This window comes from Abiotrophia sp. HMSC24B09 (genome assembly GCF_001815865.1).
GTDB lineage: Bacteria > Bacillota > Bacilli > Lactobacillales > Aerococcaceae > Abiotrophia.
The window spans coordinates 75,351-92,367 of record NZ_KV822214.1 but is presented as its reverse complement, the minus strand read 5'-3'; the positions used below and the strand labels follow the sequence as shown (position 1 = coordinate 92,367).

The following is a 17,017-nucleotide window of genomic DNA, read 5'->3' as shown; positions in this document are numbered from 1 at the left end:
GGCTTTATAGATAGTGTGCTTGGAAATGGGTCATGGCGTCAGCGAAGCTAGCTACCACGTGAGTGGCTTGGGCTTGAACCTCGACTGGGGCATGATTCATACAGTAGGAAATGTCAGCCACTGCGAACATGTCGCTGTCATTGCCTGAGTCGCCAAAGACTACCAGGCGGTCATAGTCAGGCCGGATGATGGCTAAGCCGGAGGCCTTGGAGACCCCTTGGGCCGTTACTTCCAGCCGTGTAGAGCCTGACTTATAGGTAGCCAGTTGAGGAAACTTGGCCTGCAGGTCAGCAAGGTAGAAGTCGGCGGTCTCAGCACTTGGGCGGACATTGACCTTGTAGAGGCGATGACCTTCCAAGGCTGGATAAGGGTCTGGCAAGCAAATCAAAGGCATATTCCAGAGCCGTTGCTTATGCTCGTGGTCGAAGTTACCGATACGACGTTGACCGTCTAGGGCATCAAAGATTAATTTGTGCTCCTTGAAATAAGCCAGCAGCTTGGGTGTAACGTCTTCAGGTAAGTGATGCTCGGCCAGGAGTTGGGCATAGCGGGTAACCACCGCGCCGTTAAAGCCAATCATATGCGTGACATCGAGGTCATTGCCTTGGACAATGTACTGGATCTCTGCCAGGGAGCGGCCAGTGGCGATGGAGAAGTCGCCCAGCTCTTTGGCGGTATGGTAGGCCGCCAAATCAGCTGCATTGACCGTGACAGAATCCTTGACGAAGGTACCATCTAAGTCTGTCACAAAGAGGTTACGCATGACTTATTCCTCCATGCCGAGGATGTCTTGGATCTCCATTTTCAAGACATTGGCGTGGGCCCCATAGATGGATTGCATTTGCATGTCGTTTTCGGCGAAGCCTAGGGCACCTAGTTGGTGAACGATGGTGTCTTTATCTACTTGGGTTTTGTCTTTGACATTAATCCGCAGGCGGGTGATGCAGGCGTTGACTTCTTCAATGTTGTCAGGGCCACCGTGAGCGGCAATCAAGCCCAGGGCTTGTTGATGGATGCCTTCGGGACTGTCAGGAATGGTCTTCATGGCAGTGCCTGAGTTTAGTAGGGCTTGATCTTCAGGGTGTAAGTCATTGTTACTGTTGTTTTGACCTACTTGGTTAATGGTAACACCCAGTTTTTCACGCGCTTCTTTCTTGCTTGAAAGTTTGACTTCATCGCTATCTTCACGACCTGGTGTCTTCAAATCGAATTTGAGGATGAGCAAGCGGAAGACATAGTAGTAGAGGATGAAGCAAGGTACGCCGACGATGAAGACTAACCACCAGTGGGTCTTAGGCCCTTGCAGGACGCCATAGATGATTAAGTTGATAAAACCGTGACCGGTTGGGGTTGCCACCCCAGCACCCAAGAGGTGCATTACTAATAAGGCAGCACCCGCCATGAAGGCATGAGCGATATAGAGGATTGGGGCAACGAAGAGGAAGGTAAATTCAATTGGTTCGGTAATCCCGGTTAAGAAGGCAGTACCAGCAGCTGCGAAGAGCAGAGAGCCTACGACTTTACGTTTCTTAGGATCGGCTGTCTTGTACATAGCGTAGGCAGCCCCAGATAAACCAAACATGAAGTAAACGAATTTCCCGCCGTTGAAACGGGTAATGGATGGGTCGATTGAAGTAATGTTAGGATCCGCAAGGGAGGCTAGGTAGGCATTGATGGTACCTACAACGCGTTCGCCATTGATGGTCCAGGTCCCACCTAATTCAGTGGTACGTACTGGCCAGTTCAGCCCATGGTGGAGACCAAATGGTAGGAGTGCCCGTTCAACTAGCCCGTAGAGGAAGGTACCTAGCGGACCAGACTTCAGGATGAAGACGGACAAAATCGAAATCCCTTGTTGGATTGGTGGCCAGATAAAGAAGAGGATAACCGAGACAAAGGCCATGGCAACAATGGTCACAATCGGTACGAAACGTGGACCACTGAAGAAGCCGATTAGGGCAGGTAATTGTTTCTTAACCGCCCAACGGTGAACGAAGAAGACCACAATCCCGACGATAATCCCACCGAAGACGCTGAGGTCCAGGGTTTGAATCCCCATGACCTTAGTCTGCATGGCATTGGCCATGGCTAGCTTAGCTTCAGCGCTGGATAACTTGCTGGTATCCACCAAGCGATGGCTTTGGACTAAGAGGAAGTTGAGGACAGAGTGTAGGACGATGAAACCTAACACCCCGGATAGGGCAGCAGAACCTTTTTCGCGTTTGGCTAAACCAACGGCGACGCCGACAGCGAAGATGATAGGTAGGTTGTTGAAGGCTGTGTCCCCTAAAGTAATAAAGAATTTCATAATGAATTGGAAGATTTGGTTCTGAAGAACGGGGAACATCTTCAAGGTATCTGAGTTAGAGAAGGCAGTCCCAATCCCCTTAATAATCCCGGCCCCTGGCAAGACCGAAACAGGTAAGAGGAAGGATCGGCCAAACTGCTCAAAGGCATAAACAAATTTGTTTTTTTGACTCATTGCTAGTCGCTCCTTCATAATTTGATAAGTCTATTCTAGCAAAAAAGCAAACGCTTTAGTAAAATATGCTAAAAAGTTCCCAAGGAAGATAAAATTGACTCCAAGAGGTAAAATTACCTCTAAATTTTGTGGTGGCTCCCCGCTGTGGTACAATAGAAATGTAAACCCTTAGGGGATCAGGAGGGATGACATGTTTTTCGTCAATCTAAAGGCTCACTATGAAGAATTATCGGTCTATGAACAGGAAGTCATCGACTATCTCATGAAGCAGGACAATATCGAGGCCCAGACCCTTAAGTCTATTGGGGCGGCCCTGCATTTATCAGCTTCGACTATTGTGCGGGCAGGTAAGAAGTTAGGCTATGCTACCTTCAATGAACTCAAGTATGACCTGCGCCGTAGTAAGGAGTCCAATCAGGAGTCCTATCATCTGGAGGCCAGTCACTTTGACTTGATGAAGGCCCAATTGACGGACGAGTTCCAACGGACCATGGCCCTATTAGACCAGGCGGATTTCGAGTCGGTGGCCGATCGGGTCTTGGCGGCGCGTCGGGTCTTCTGCGTGGGGATTGGGTCTAGCTATATGCCCATGTCCGACTTTAACCGTAAGCTCAAGCTCATTGATGTCTGGGCCAATGACTTCTTCGAACAGTATAGTATTGAACGCATTCCTGATATTGCGACCAAAGAAGATGTCATCGTGGTCTTCTCCCTAGGCGGGGCCAACAAGACGGTTAATGAGACCCTACTCAAGGCTCGCCAAAAGGGGACCCATATTGTGGCCATTACCAGCCTGATCCATCATCCTTTGGCCAAACTCAGTGATCAACTGATTCAGATTTATGATGCGCCCAAGGCGCGTAAGAAGATTCGGTCCCGGCTCATGCTCAACCTGGCCGGAACCCTCCTCTTCGAGACCTTACTCAAACGCCAGGCCGCCCAACAAGAGCAGGCCTAGGTAGAAAGAAGCGATTGATACATGCATGCTGTAAAACTTGGCATACTTCATACCAATGACACCCATTCCTATCTGGATTTATTTGGCCAGCGCGCCCATCTGATTAAAGGCCTGCGAGCACAGTATCAAGCCAGCTTGTTGCTGGGGGCTGGGGACCTCTTTGTGGGTGGCCCTTACTTCCAGCTCTTTGCCGGCCAGGCGGAAATTGCCCTCTTGAACCAGTTGGGTTATGATGCGGTCACTTTTGGCAACCATGAATTTGATTTGGGACCTAGCTTTTTGGCCTCCTATCTGGCCCAAGCCCGAGTGCCCTTTGTGTCCAGTAACCTGGACTTTAGCCGGGAGCCGGCTTTGGCTGATTTGGCGGCGCAACAAGTGGCGCCTTACCGCCTCTATGACCTGGCGGACGGTGTCCGGCTGGCTGTCCTAGCAGCCACAACCCTGGAAACTCTGGATAATTCTTCGCCAGGGGAACTGATTGGCTTTGAAGAGCCTCGTCTGGCCTTAGAACGGAATCTGGCCTTGGCCCGTCAGGCTGGGGCAAGCCACTTTGTTCTCTTAAGCCATCTGGGTTATGAGACGGACCTGGCGCTGGCCCAAGAAGTGCCGGACTTTGCCGCCATCATCGGAGGCCATACCCATACGGTGACAGAGCAACCCGCCCTAGTCGGCCAGACCTTGGTGGTGCAGGCTGGCTACTATGGTCGTCTGCTAGGCGAACTTAGTCTCTGGCTCCATCCGGATGGCAGCCACCAGCTCGGCCACTACCAACTACATGATTTAAGTCATTATGCCAAGGTTGCCCGTCCGGTAGCCAAGGAACTCAAAATCTGGCAAAGTCAGGCCCAGGCGCGCATTAGCCAAGTCATTGGCCAAAGTCGCCAGGCCCTGGATGGCAGTCGGGAGGCCCTGAGTCAGGGCCATACCAATCTCAGCCAATTGGTCTGCCGGGCCTATGCGGCAGCTGCTCGGGCTAAGGGCTGGCAAGTGGACTTTAGCCTCATTAATGGGCGAGGCGTCCGCGCCAGTCTGGATCAGGGGCCGGTGACCTATGAGGAGGCTCTGGCTATTCTGCCCTTTGGCTGCCAGCTCTGGGTCCTGGAAGTGACGGGGGCCGACCTCAAGGAGGCGCTGGAATCCGGCCACTATCCTCGTATGATTGACAGTCAAGGCCAGCCCTTAGAGCTTGAAGAGGCAGTCAAGGGACTGGACCCTGAGGCCACTTATCAGCTGGTGACCAACGACTTCTTAGGACGAGGCCGGGATGGTTATGAGGGCTTGGCCCGTCACCAGCTGCTGGATCAGCAGCTGGGTAGCGACCTGGATGCCTTGGTGGCCTACCTGGCCCAAGAGGCTTAAGCCTATTTAATAGTTACACTATTAAATAGGGTTTGAGAGGGCAAAAATTCTGGCTTTTTGGGAGTCTCAGACCGGAAAAGTCAGAAATTAGCCGGAAACGTTCGTCTTTTGGCGGCAAAAGCCTGTCAGACCGGGATTTGGCCCCGGCCACTCATGAAAAGTCAAATATATAATCATTTATATAAAAAGGGGCCTCAGGCTCCTTTTTCTTTAGCCCTAGGCCAAGCAATTAGGTTGGCAAAAGGTCTGATTTGGTGTACAATAGTCAAAGAAAGTCAATGTAAGGAGGGGTAACATGTCAAGCCGCAATATGACCGACATCATTGAGGCCTACCTGAAGGAATTCCTCAAGCACCAAGAGCATGTCGAAATCAAACGTAGTGACATCGCGGAGCACTTCGACTGTGTCCCGTCACAAATTAACTATGTCATCAAGACCCGCTTTACCCAGGAGCACGGCTACCTGGTCGAAAGTAAGCGGGGGGGTGGCGGCTATATCCGCATTCTCAAGATTGAATTGGCCGACGAGGCAGCCCTGATTGATCAGCTGATAGAATTAGTGGGCGATAAGATTAGCCAACGCAACGGCATTCATATGATTGAGAATTTGATTGGCAAGGGCCTGATTACTAACCGCGAGGGGACCTTAATCCTGTCCGTGATTGAAAAATCCGTCCTCCATCAAATCAGTGAGCAGGAACAGGCGGCTCGCGCCCAATTGCTCAAGACCTTTTTGCAACAACTCAAATACAGCTATTAAGAAAAGGAGTGAAGACGCGATGTTTGAAGAACTATTTACCGAGAGCGCCCATCAAGTCATGATCATGGCGGCTGAGGCCACCTACCAATTGCGCCATTCAGCCATTGGGACCGAGCATATCTTGATTGGTCTAGCCCGCGAAGAACGTGGGATTGCTGGCGTCATTCTCCGTGAATTTGGCGTGACCCCGGAACTAATTCTGAACGAGTTGCGGGCCATCCACGGCGATGTAGAGGCGCCTATGCCGCGGGGGGAAGTAACCTTACCTTATTCGCCGCGCGCCAAGAAAAATATCATGGATGCCTCCAATACAGCTAAGCGCTTGGGCGCACGCCAAATTGGGACTGAGCACCTCCTATTAGCCATGCTGCCACAAGAAATCCTGGCGACCTTAATCTTACGCAATCTAGACGTCGACTTGGATGCCCTTAAGAAGGCCGTCTACCAAGCCATCGGCATTGATAAGATGCCAATGGGCCAAAGCAAGCCTCAAGCGCGGACCCAAAAGGCTAGCGAGACTGCGCCAAGTAAGACGCCGACCTTGGACTCCTTTGCTCGCAACCTGACTCAAATGGCCAAGCAAGGTCAGATGGACCCAGTAGTGGGCCGCGAGAAGGAAGTCCAACGCATGCTGCAAATCATCAGCCGTCGTAAGAAGAATAACCCTGTCCTTGTTGGGGACCCTGGGGTAGGTAAGACTGCCCTGGCAGAAGGCCTAGCCCAACACATCGTGTCAGGCGACGTGCCGGCCGATATTGCCAAGAAACGCCTCATGATGCTGGATATGGGGAGCCTGGTGGCTGGGACCAAGTACCGGGGTGAGTTCGAAGAGCGCATGAAGCGCATTGTGGAAGAAGTCATGGCTGACGGCCAAGTCATTCTCTTCATTGATGAGCTCCATACCCTGATTGGGGCCGGTGGCTCTGAAGGGGCTATTGATGCAGCCAACATCCTCAAGCCAGCCCTGGCGCGGGGTGAAATCCAAGTCATCGGGGCAACAACCCTGAGTGAATACCAGAAATACATTGAAAAAGACGCGGCCTTGGAACGTCGTTTCTCTAAGGTGCAAGTAGACGAGCCAACCCCTGAAGAAACCATCCAGATTCTGCAAGGGCTCAAGACCCAGTATGAAGTTCACCACGCCGTTACCATTACTGACCAAGCCATTGAGGCGGCGGTCAAACTTAGTGTCCGCTACATTACGTCACGCTCCTTGCCTGATAAGGCCATCGATTTAATCGATGAAGCGGCCGCTAAGGTTCGGATTGAAGAAGCCGTCTCTCATGATCCCCTTTTCGCCCTCGAGAAGGAAATGGCCAAGTTGCAGGCAGATAAGGAAGAAGCTGTGCTAGCCCGCAACTTCCCAGAGGCAGCTAGCCTTCGCGAAGCCGAACAAAAACTGGAAAAACGCCTAGCCCGGGCCCGCAAGAAAGCCCAGGCTCAGGCCGGCCAGCCAGCACATTTAGTCGTAGATGAAGAACAAGTGGCTCAAGTCGTGGCCCTGTCAACTGGCATCCCAGTGACCCAAATGGCCATGAAAGAAAGCCAACGCCTGGTTAACCTAGAGCGGGAGCTTCATCAACGAGTTATTGGCCAAGAGGAAGCCGTGTCTGCTGTATCACGTGCTATTCGCCGGGCTCGTTCAGGCCTCAAGGCGCCAGGCCGTCCAATTGGTTCCTTCCTTTTCTTAGGGCCAACCGGGGTTGGTAAGACCGAATTGGCCAAGGCCTTGGCCCAAGCCATGTTTGGTTCCCAAGACAATATGATTCGGGTCGACATGTCCGAGTACATGGAGAAACACACCGTGTCTCGCCTGATTGGTTCGCCTCCAGGCTATGTAGGCCATGAAGAAAGTGGCCAGTTGACCGAGAAGGTTCGCCAAAAACCTTACTCTGTCATTCTCCTAGACGAAATCGAGAAGGCCCACCCGGATGTCTTCAACATCCTGCTCCAAGTCTTTGACGACGGGCATTTGACCGACTCCAAGGGTCGCCAAGTCGATTTCCGCAACACCATCATTATCATGACTTCTAACCTAGGGGCAACCGCCCTGCGGGATGAGAAATCCGTCGGTTTTGGGGCTAAGCAGTTTACCGCTGACCACCTGGCCATGGAAAAACGTATTCGTGAAGAGCTCAAGCGTTCTTTCCGTCCAGAATTACTCAACCGGATTGACGAAACGGTGGTCTTCCACTCCTTAACTAAGGAAGAAATTCGCCAAATCGTGAAGCTCCATACTAAGGATATTATCAAGCGCCTAGGCGAACTGGCCATCAAGGCTCGGGTGACCGACACAGCGGTAGACATTATCGCCGAAGCCGGCTTCGACCCAGAATACGGGGCGCGTCCAATTCGCCGTGCCATTCAAAAACAAATTGAGGACCAACTCAGTGAATTGCTGCTTAGCGGCAGCATTGTCACCGGGGACTCGGTGACCATTGGTGGCCGGTCCGGTAAGATCAACATTGCCGCTAAGGACCATGAGGCTGGCTCAAGCAAGGCTAAAGCTAAGCCCAAAGCCAAAGCCTAAATAATCTAAGACAGGAGCTAGCCCATGTTTGAACAACTGCAAAGACTCTATCCCCAGGCCCAAGCAGTCGCACCGGATGCGGTGCTGCCCGGCTATCTGATTGTCCAATTGGGGGATCAAGGCCTAGCCATTCCTCAGGCTGACCTGACTAGCAAGGAAGAAGAACTCTTGCTTATGATGAGCTTGGCCAAGGCCACACCCCAGGTGCCGGTCGTGGATTTAGCGCCACATCAACAGGCCTGGCGGGCCTTTCTCCTAGAAGGTCAGCCACTGGAAGGCCAAATGCGGGGCAGTCTGGTCTGTATCTATTTGATTATGCAGGCCAAGTCAGAGACCTTCGACCCTGTCTTGTGGCAGCAAACCCTGGAAGATTCTCTGGAAGCCATTGAAGTGGTCATTCCGGATGAAGCCAATCGCTGGCTAGTCTGCCTTCGAGGCATGGAACACGTTGGCGCCTTGGTGGACATTATTAAGACCTTGGACATTGACTTTGAGACGGTGACCCGAGGTTGTGTCGGCCTAGTAGCCAAGTTGGACCAGGATTATGTGGCCCATTTCCAAGATGAGCGGCGTCTGGTTCACAGTATTCTGTCTCAGATTATGGAGCCTGAAATTGTGCCCCTAACCTCAGTCCTCTTGCGCCTGGTAGGGCGCGAAGTGACCAAGCAGTATGCCTTTATGGATCGACTGCACGATGTCCTCAAGCACAATCCCGACTATGCGGCGACGGTGCGAGCCCTCTTTGAACACCAGGGCAACCTGAGTCAGGCAGCCGATGAACTCTATATTCATCGCAATACCTTGACCTATCGCCTCAGCAAATACACCAAGGAGACAGGGCTCAACCTGCAACACCTGACAGATCTGATTGTCAGCTACCTGGCTCTGGAACATAAGGGGTGAGGCCATGATGGATGCAAGCCAACTGGCGCCCACCGACTTGGCCCAGCACGAATATTGGATGCAGCAGGCCCTAGCACTGGCTGACCAGGCCCAAGCCCTAGGCGAAGTGCCCATCGGCGCCCTCTTAGTTAAGGATGGCGTCCTCCTGGCTTCAGCCTACAATCTGCGGGAGGTCAACCACCAGGCTACGGCCCACGCCGAACTCCTGGCCATTGAAGCCGCCAACCAAGCCCTAGGCGCCTGGCGCTTAGAGGGCTGTACCCTCTATGTGACCTTGGAACCTTGCCCTATGTGTGCGGGTGCCCTGGTCTTATCGCGGGTGGATCAGGTGGTTTACGGCGCCAGTGACCCCAAGGGCGGTTGTGCCGGCAGTCTCATGAATCTCTTGGAAGACAGCCGCTTCAACCATCAGCCTCAAGTCATTAAGGGAGTGCTGGAAGCCCAGTGTAGTGACAAGCTCAAGACCTTCTTCCAAGGCCTCCGCAAGCGCAATAAGTGGCGTAAAGCGCAAGCCAAGCTAGCGGATGGACAAGCCGACTAATTAATACAAAAAATGAACGCTCAAGCCAGCCTTCTAAAGGGCAGGTCTTGAGCGTTTTTTGCTTGGCTAGGAGTATTACGAATATTTGAGATACAAACTTATCCATTTTCATGAAAATTAATCAACATCGGCTTTGGATTGTGCTAAAATAGAAACATTAAATCCCCTACTTCGTTCAAGAAGTAAGTGCAAGGAGCAAAAGCAATAATGAAAGTATTAGCATATGGTGTTCGCGATATCGAAAGACCCGTTTTTGACCTAGCCAATCAGAAGTTTGGTTATGAATTAGTTTGTGTCCCCAACTACCTAACGGGTCCGGAAGAGGCTTGGTTAGCTGAGGGTTGTCAGGCCGTTATTTTACGTGGTAATTGCTGGGCTACTAAGGAGGTCTTAGATATCTACAAAAAATTAGGGGTAGAATATGTCCTGACGCGGACAGTAGGGGTCGACCATATCGATCTTGCCTATGCTAGGCAATTGGGCTTCAAGTTAGCACACGTCCCTTTTTACTCACCTAATGCGATTGCTGAATTGGCTTTGACCTTGGCCATGACCCTCTTGCGGAATGTCGCCTATACAACGCACTTAACTAGCCAGCATGATTTTCGTATCCACGAGCAAATGTTTTCTAAGGAAATCCGTAACTGTACCGTTGGTGTGGTTGGGATTGGCCGGATTGGCTTGACGACCGCAACGCTCTTCAAGGGCTTGGGCGCGAATGTCTTAGCTTACGACGCCTTTCCAAAAGAAGGAGTAGATCATATCTGCACCCAAGTAGAACTGGATGAGCTCTTAGCTAAGTCAGACGTGATTTCCATTCACGCACCTTACATTCCAGCTAATGGCAAGGTCATCACCAAGGAATTCATCAGCAAGATGAAGCCAGGGGCCATTCTGGTCAACACTGCGCGCGGTGAGTTGCAGGATGTGGATGCCATTATTGAAGCCATCGAATCTGGCCATTTGGCTGGGGCGGGCTTAGATGTCTTAGAGAACGAGAGCCAAGTCTTCTTCAAGGACCTGCGTGGTCAAGACATTAGCGACCCTGCAGTTAAGAAATTGGTTGACCTCTATCCTAAGGTCTTATTAACTCCTCACATGGGTAGCTACACCGATGAGGCAGTAGAGAACATGGTGGAAACCAGCTTTAATAACCTCAAGGACTATCTGGAAACAGGAGAATGCAGCAATGATTTCTAGGTAAATAAAGAATTTGCCTCGAAAATAGACAAAAGCGAAAGAACTGAGTGCCGCTTAAGCAGCGCCTTAGTCCTTTCGCTTTATTTATTATAGTAGGATAATATGAAAATATAGGCTTCACTTGCTAGTCCATCTTAGCTAGCTAAATTTTTAGGACACTTAGTTATAAGTTATCCTAACTTAGATAAAAGTTGATAAATAGTATGGGCTACCCCGTCTTCTGCATTGCTAGGGGCCTCATAGCTTGCTAAGTCTTTAATGGCTTGACTAGCGTTAGCCATGGCATAACTATTAGGGAACATGGCTAGCATAGAGCGGTCGTTGGCCGAGTCTCCGATGGTTAGGACTTGATGCTTAGTGAACCCATGGTGCTGGCAGTAGGCTTCAATAGCTAAGCCTTTTTGGGCCTTGAGACTGGTAATTTCTAAATTATCTGGGCCAGAAGAAGTTAAATCAATAGCAAAGTCCTTGAGGAAATGGCGGGCAGACTCTAAGACTTCAGGGCGCCGGTCAATCAGCATAAGCTTAAGTGGTGGATCCAAGTCAGGTCGATAATCCTCAAGGGGTTGAAGCTCCTTGAAGTGGAGTTCAATCTGGGCCAGACTATCATTGCTAGCAGCTTCCTTGGCGCGATTTAGGAAAGCTTCCATGCGTCGCCGATAGAGAGACAGGTCATTGACATAATAACCGTTCAGAGACTTGAGCGACACCAAAATCTGAGTTTCAGGCACAGCAAATCGTTCGATAAGGGTCTGGGTATCGGCCAAATCAAGGGCGAAGACATCCTCCAAATTTCCTTTAACGTCATAAGTTGCAGCGCCATTGACGGCAATGATGCGAGCGGTCAGTTGATGCTGATCTAGGAGCCACTTAGCAGACCGATAATCTCGTCCGGTAGCAATCAGAAACTCAATATCCGATTGAGCTTGAAGGTCTCGAATGGCTTGGGCGGTAGTGTCGCTAATGACATGGTTTGGGTTCAGTAAGGTCCCATCCATATCGGATGCAAAGAGTTTAATCATCGGCAACCTCCATAATTCGTCATAATTCTCGTATAAATAGTGTACCACGAAATCGTCAAAAAATGGTATGATAGAAGCGAGAAAATTTAGCTTAGAAAGGATGATAGAGATGACACAACCGATTTTCTTAAAGCCTGTGTTACAAGATAAGATATGGGGTGGCCGTAAACTTGAACTAGAATTTGGCCTCAAAGGTCCTAGCGACACGGTAGGGGAAGCTTGGTGTATTAGTGCCCACCCTAATGGGGTGTCGACCGTCATTAGTCCTGCCGAATATGCAGGACTGGGCCTAGATCAGCTCTATCGAGAGCATCCAGAATTATTTGGGAATCCTAGTCAAACTGTCTTTCCTCTCTTAATTAAAATCCTAGATGCAGCAGCCGAGCTTTCTGTGCAGGTCCATCCTGATGATGCCTATGGACTTGAACATGAAGGGGAGCTTGGTAAGACGGAATGTTGGTATGTCATTTCTGCGGAGCCAGGAGCTAAGATTGTTTATGGGCATAAGGCTCAATCGCGACAAGAATTCGAAGAATTAGTAGCGGCAGGGCGTTGGTCAGACCTCTTAGTGGAGGTGCCAGTTAAGGCGGGCGACTTCTTTGATGTGCCGGCAGGGACCATTCATGCGATTGGTGCAGGGGTGGTCATTCTGGAAACACAACAGAGCTCTGATACCACTTATCGTGTCTACGACTATGATCGTCGTGATACCCAAGGCAATCCCCGTGATTTGCATCTTAAGCAGGCGGCGGATGTCACTTTCTATCCAGATCCAGAGCGTCACTTGCAAGTCAAGACTCAGCAAGTTGGTGACAGCCAAGTTATCCAATACCTAGAAAATGAATTTTTCACTGTGACCAAGTGGGAAGTCGTGGATAGCCTTACTTTAAGCCTGGATAATGCCTATACCTTAGCAACCGTCATTGCAGGGCAAGGCCGACTATGGTTGGACGGTGTCGCTTATGACTTAGATTTGGCAAGTTCCTTTATTTTGCCGCACGGTGTTACAGAAATTTGTTTGGAAGGGAAGCTGACCTTAATTAGTTCCCATCCAGCTTAAATAGAGGAGTGTATCAGCAGATAATGAGTGAACAATACTTTAAATCTAGTCCCACCAGTCAGCATTCTTTACACCAGATTCAAGATGGTGTGGCAGGCTTAACTTTGAGTTTTCAGACCGATAATGGCGTCTTTTCTAAACAGCGCATGGACTATGGTTCCAAGGTGTTAGTGGAAGCTTTCGCAGATTCAGTTCCTGCAGGGACTTATCAAATAGTAGAACTGGGGAGTGGCTACGGGCCGGTCACAATTGCTTTAGCAAAATTATATCCTCAAGCTCAAGTTACAGGAGTCGAGATTAATGAACGTGCCTACCAGTTGGCGCAGGCCAATAGCCAGCTCAATCGAGTAGAGAATACAGCCTACCAACTGGCTGACGCAGGCCAATGGCAAGCTAGTCAAGCACCGGATTTTGTGGTGACCAACCCACCTATTCGGGCCGGCATGCAGGTTATCCAACAATTCGTACGCTCAGCTCAGGCTAATTTAAGACCTGGCGGTGAATTATGGCTCGTAATTCAGAAAAAACAAGGCGCTCCTTCTATGGAAACTTTTATGGAAGAAGTCTTTGGGAATGTTGAGTTAGTGACTCGAGATAAGGGTTATTGGATTTTGAAAAGCCAAAAGACAAAATAGTAAATTTTACAGAAGCCATTTTGATTGATTCATCAAAATGGCTTTTTTGTGATTTGTATATATGAATAAAAATCGAGCATCAAAACCACTATTATTACAAGATGATGACATAGGTATAGTGTTAATTCTTAATGGAGCATGACACTATAGTTAGAGCCTTAAAGATTAGTCGAACGCTCTTTATAACTAGTCTTTTACTTTCTGATTTGAGAATAATAGGGAAAAACAAATTTTAGTATATCTTTCTGCTAAATAGTGTGGTAAAATAAACAAATGACCGACAAATTATAATCAAAGAGAGGGAATACACAATGAAAAAACTTAAGGATTCCAGCAGCCTTAAACAAATTCAACGCTTTTCCATCCGAAAATTTTCGGCTGGTATTGCATCTGTTGTAGTGGGGAGTTTCTTTGCATCAGCATTGATTAGTCCCGCTGTGAATGCACAGGCCACTACACCAGCATCTAACACTCATTCAGTGGCAAAACAAGTAACGACACAATATCAATACCTTGCGATTGAAGAGTTAACTTGGGCGCAACGTCAAGCAATCAAATCAGGCACTCCTAGTCAAATTGCCCAAGCGGATCAAGTTTATTATTTTGTCTATCAAGCAAAACGAGGTGCTCGTCAATTACCAGTTACTGGTGAAGGATCCACCTTGTTGGGGCTTGCAGCAGGCGCGACCTTGATTGTATTTGCAGTTGGCTTGGTTCGTGATAAGAAGAAAGCACTGACCAGCTTAATGCTTGTGACCTTAGCAGGACAGGTAGCATTGGTGCCGAATTCACAAGCAGCTCAAGCGCGATTGCTAGAACAATTCAATCAAAGTTTCCAAACGCCAGTGGGACAAGCCTTGCCAAATCCTCAAGTTCAGATAGAAGGATATGAATATGTAGGGTATTTTGCCGCTCAGGAGCTGGCGCAAGTAGCACCTAATGCTTCTGTAGATGGTGCGATTAGTGAATCAACTGAATCTAAGGCTTCTTCAGCGGAATCAAGCGCAAGTCAATCCTCTGAATCGAAAGCCTCTTCAGCGGAATCAAGCGCAAGCGAAACATCTGAATCAAAAGCTTCTTCAGCGGAATCAAGCGCAAGCGAAACATCTGAATCAAAAGCTTCTTCAGCGGAATCAAGCACAAGTGAAACATCTGAATCAAAAGTGTCTTCAGCGGAATCAAGTGCAAGTGAAACTTCTGAATCAAAGGCATCTGCTGAAGAATCCAATTCAAGTGTAACACCAGCACCAGAGCCACCTAAAACGCTAGATTTCAAAGACTTAGACGCTGCTTTACAGGCAGTGAATAAGCAAGTGGCTAATCTAGAGGCTGTTAAACTTAGCGATAAGACTCCGAAGTCCGTGAAAGCTTTTGAGGAAGAATTAGCAAATGCTAAGAAGGATTTAGACACACTGGTTAGCAGAGCGCAAGAGCTCAAAGGTAATCCTAAAAATACTGAGCAAGTGGCGATTAACGATTTAACTAAGCAAGTTCAGAACTTAGCTGATAAGGCATCTAAATTATCCGATAACCTAATTGTTCAAGCAGACAAGACGCCATTACAAACGGTGATGACGGCTTTAGCAGAATTGGTTAAAGAAGCTAAAAACGTAGGGTTAATTGATGAAGTAATCAAGTCCCAAGCGGCTTTGCAAAATGCGCGTTCAGTGGTTAAAGATCAAGATGCTACCGAGAAAGATGTAGCGGCAATGGTGAAATCAGTTGAAGCCCTAATAGAAGATTTAACGTATAAGTTAAAGGCTCAGCAACCTGCCCCAGCTCCATCAAAAACGCTAGATTATAAAGCTTTAGATGCCTCATTGCAGGCTGCTCAGGCTAAGGTTGCTAACATAGAAGCAACACCTAAGAATGGTAAGACCCCTAGTTCTATTGCAACTTTTGAGAGTGAACTTGCTAAAACTAAGGAAAGTTTGACAGCACTCACTAATCAAGCTCAAGTCCTCAAGGGGAAAGCTGATGCGGCAGAGCAAGCAGATATTGATGCTCTCACCCAACAAGTTCAGGAATTGGTCAACAATTCTGAGAATCTAGCCAGTCTTTTAGTAGCTCAAGTGGACAAATCGGCTTTACAAGCAGCGATGTCGTCCTTAACCGCAAAACTTAACATAGCGAGAAATTTGGGCTTAATAGATGAAGTGATTAAGACTCAAGCAACTTTACAAAATGCGCAATCAGTGATTCAGGACTCGGAAGCAACCGAGAAAGATGTTGAAGCAATGACTCAGTCAGTTGAAACTCGGTCTCAAGGCTTACAGTATATTTTGGATAACTTAGAGTCTAAAGAAGCGCAACCGTAATCTCGATAGATAAGCTAATTGTTTGAGATAGTAGCATAAAAAAGAGTGTTGATAGTTCTGGCTATCAACACTCTTTTTGCGCAATCAGGTTGTTTGATGAAGCTATGAATCGAGATATTAAGAAATTATAAAATGATGAAACCTCGATGTTATTAGTTGGTTACGCCATGTGTTGCTTTAATTAGACTGTTCGGTTATTTTTGGCAACAATGAAAACCATTGATTTATCAATAAAATATGAGAAATTACAGTTTAAGCATATATTTATTATTTTTTTTGTGGTAAAATACACTAGCGAATAATAATTTACTAAGAAAGGGAAAAACTCAATGAAGAAATCTAAGAGCTCTAGCAGCCTTAATACAGTCCAACGTTTTTCCATCCGGAAATTTTCTGTTGGGATTGCTTCCGTTGTAGTAGGAAGTTTTTTTGTGCCAGCGGTAGCGGCACCTGTCGTTCAGGCACAGACTGCCACGACAGTTACAAGTTCTCAACAGGTAACCAAACAAGTGTCCACTCAGTATCGGTATGTATCTATTGAGGAATTATCTTTGGAACAGCGCCAAGCCATTAAAGCAGGAACCCCTAGCCAAATTGCTGAGGCAGATCAAGTCTACTATTTTGTTTATCAGGCAAATACAGGGAAAAATCATTTGCCAGTCACAGGCGAATCATCAACCCTATTAGGTCTAGCAGCCGGTGCGGCGTTGCTTGTGTTCGCCGTCGGCTTAGTTCGTGATAAGAAGAAGGCTTTGACTAGTCTGATGGTTATAACCATGGCGGGACAGGTTTTGCTGGCCCCAAGTTTACAGGCGGTTGAGACACGCCTACTGGAACAGTTTAATCAAAGCTTTCAAACAACTGTAGGGCAAGCATTACCCAATCCAAAGTTAAGTATTGAAGGTTATGACTATGTAGGGTATTTTCCTGCCAGTGAGCTAGAGCAAGTGGGACCTAATGTTTCTAGTAATAGTGCAATTAGTGCGACGAGCAAGCTCGAGTCAGTAGTTTCTTCAGAATCCTCCAGTGAAAGATCCACGCGAGTAAGTAGTGAAAGCCCTGTGGCGTCAGTGCAGTCTGAGAAACCAAGTGCAGATGTTTTGCCGACACTGCAACCAGAGGAATCGAGCGCCAATGTGACACCGGTGTCAGCGACCAAACCTGAAAAGCAAAACACTAGCACGGCTCCAGCGGAGAAACCGAGCACCAACGCGACACCAGCGCCAACGCCACCAGCAGAGAAACCGAG

Annotated in this window: 14 protein-coding genes; 11 read left to right on the top strand and 3 right to left on the bottom strand. The window is 48.6% G+C overall.

The features are described from left to right. Nucleotides 1-4: 4 nt before the first annotated feature. Nucleotides 5-763: an HAD-IIB family hydrolase gene (locus HMPREF3093_RS09110; RefSeq protein ID WP_070756733.1), complete on the bottom strand. Its 759-nt coding sequence runs from the start codon at nt 761-763 to the stop codon at nt 5-7. 3 nt (nt 764-766) lie between these two features. Then, nucleotides 767-2,482, bottom strand: coding sequence for a PTS transporter subunit EIIC (locus HMPREF3093_RS09105; protein WP_070756731.1), 1,716 nt, complete (start codon nt 2,480-2,482; stop codon nt 767-769). A 190-nt stretch (nt 2,483-2,672) separates the two neighbouring features. Between HMPREF3093_RS09105 and HMPREF3093_RS09100 the strand changes: the two genes are divergently transcribed. From HMPREF3093_RS09100 to HMPREF3093_RS09070, 7 genes are all read left to right on the top strand, one after another. Then, entirely contained in the window at nt 2,673-3,440 is a 768-nt protein-coding gene (locus HMPREF3093_RS09100) for a MurR/RpiR family transcriptional regulator (protein WP_070756729.1), read from the top strand. 21 nt (nt 3,441-3,461) lie between these two features. Then, complete coding sequence (locus HMPREF3093_RS09095; RefSeq protein ID WP_070756727.1) at nt 3,462-4,799, top strand: bifunctional metallophosphatase/5'-nucleotidase; 1,338 nt, start codon at nt 3,462-3,464, stop codon at nt 4,797-4,799. Nucleotides 4,800-5,094: 295 nt separating this feature from the next. Then, a complete protein-coding gene (locus tag HMPREF3093_RS09090; RefSeq protein ID WP_035364070.1) occupies nt 5,095-5,559 on the top strand; it encodes a CtsR family transcriptional regulator in 465 nt (154 codons plus the stop codon). A gap of 19 nt (nt 5,560-5,578) precedes the next feature. Next, nucleotides 5,579-8,089: an ATP-dependent Clp protease ATP-binding subunit gene (locus HMPREF3093_RS09085; protein ID WP_070756725.1), complete on the top strand. Its 2,511-nt coding sequence runs from the start codon at nt 5,579-5,581 to the stop codon at nt 8,087-8,089. A gap of 24 nt (nt 8,090-8,113) precedes the next feature. Beyond that, on the top strand, nt 8,114-8,992 hold the full coding sequence (locus HMPREF3093_RS09080) for a PucR family transcriptional regulator (protein WP_023391540.1): 879 nt from the start codon (nt 8,114-8,116) through the stop codon (nt 8,990-8,992). Between the two features lie 4 nt (nt 8,993-8,996). After that, the gene (tadA, locus tag HMPREF3093_RS09075; protein ID WP_180363306.1) at nt 8,997-9,533 is read left to right on the top strand and encodes a tRNA adenosine(34) deaminase TadA; all 537 of its coding nucleotides are present in this window, start codon (nt 8,997-8,999) and stop codon (nt 9,531-9,533) included. 207 nt (nt 9,534-9,740) lie between these two features. Next, nucleotides 9,741-10,733 carry a 2-hydroxyacid dehydrogenase gene (locus HMPREF3093_RS09070; protein ID WP_070756723.1) on the top strand — a complete coding sequence of 331 codons (993 nt, stop codon included), beginning with the start codon at nt 9,741-9,743 and terminating at the stop codon, nt 10,731-10,733. A gap of 170 nt (nt 10,734-10,903) precedes the next feature. Here HMPREF3093_RS09070 and HMPREF3093_RS09065 read toward each other — a convergent pair whose 3' ends face one another. Further along, nucleotides 10,904-11,755: a Cof-type HAD-IIB family hydrolase gene (locus HMPREF3093_RS09065; RefSeq protein ID WP_070756721.1), complete on the bottom strand. Its 852-nt coding sequence runs from the start codon at nt 11,753-11,755 to the stop codon at nt 10,904-10,906. Between the two features lie 109 nt (nt 11,756-11,864). On the opposite strand from HMPREF3093_RS09065, the gene HMPREF3093_RS09060 reads away from it, so the two are divergent. From HMPREF3093_RS09060 to HMPREF3093_RS09045, 4 genes are all read left to right on the top strand, one after another. Continuing rightward, entirely contained in the window at nt 11,865-12,815 is a 951-nt protein-coding gene (locus HMPREF3093_RS09060; protein ID WP_070756719.1) for a type I phosphomannose isomerase catalytic subunit, read from the top strand. 23 nt (nt 12,816-12,838) lie between these two features. Then, a complete protein-coding gene (locus tag HMPREF3093_RS09055; protein WP_070756717.1) occupies nt 12,839-13,450 on the top strand; it encodes a class I SAM-dependent methyltransferase in 612 nt (203 codons plus the stop codon). Between the two features lie 311 nt (nt 13,451-13,761). Continuing rightward, the gene (locus HMPREF3093_RS09050; RefSeq protein ID WP_070756715.1) at nt 13,762-15,768 is read left to right on the top strand and encodes a YSIRK-type signal peptide-containing protein; all 2,007 of its coding nucleotides are present in this window, start codon (nt 13,762-13,764) and stop codon (nt 15,766-15,768) included. A gap of 329 nt (nt 15,769-16,097) precedes the next feature. After that, nucleotides 16,098-17,017, top strand: a 920-nt coding sequence (locus HMPREF3093_RS09045; protein WP_143227702.1) for a YSIRK-type signal peptide-containing protein, incomplete at its 3' end; no start/stop codon positions are given.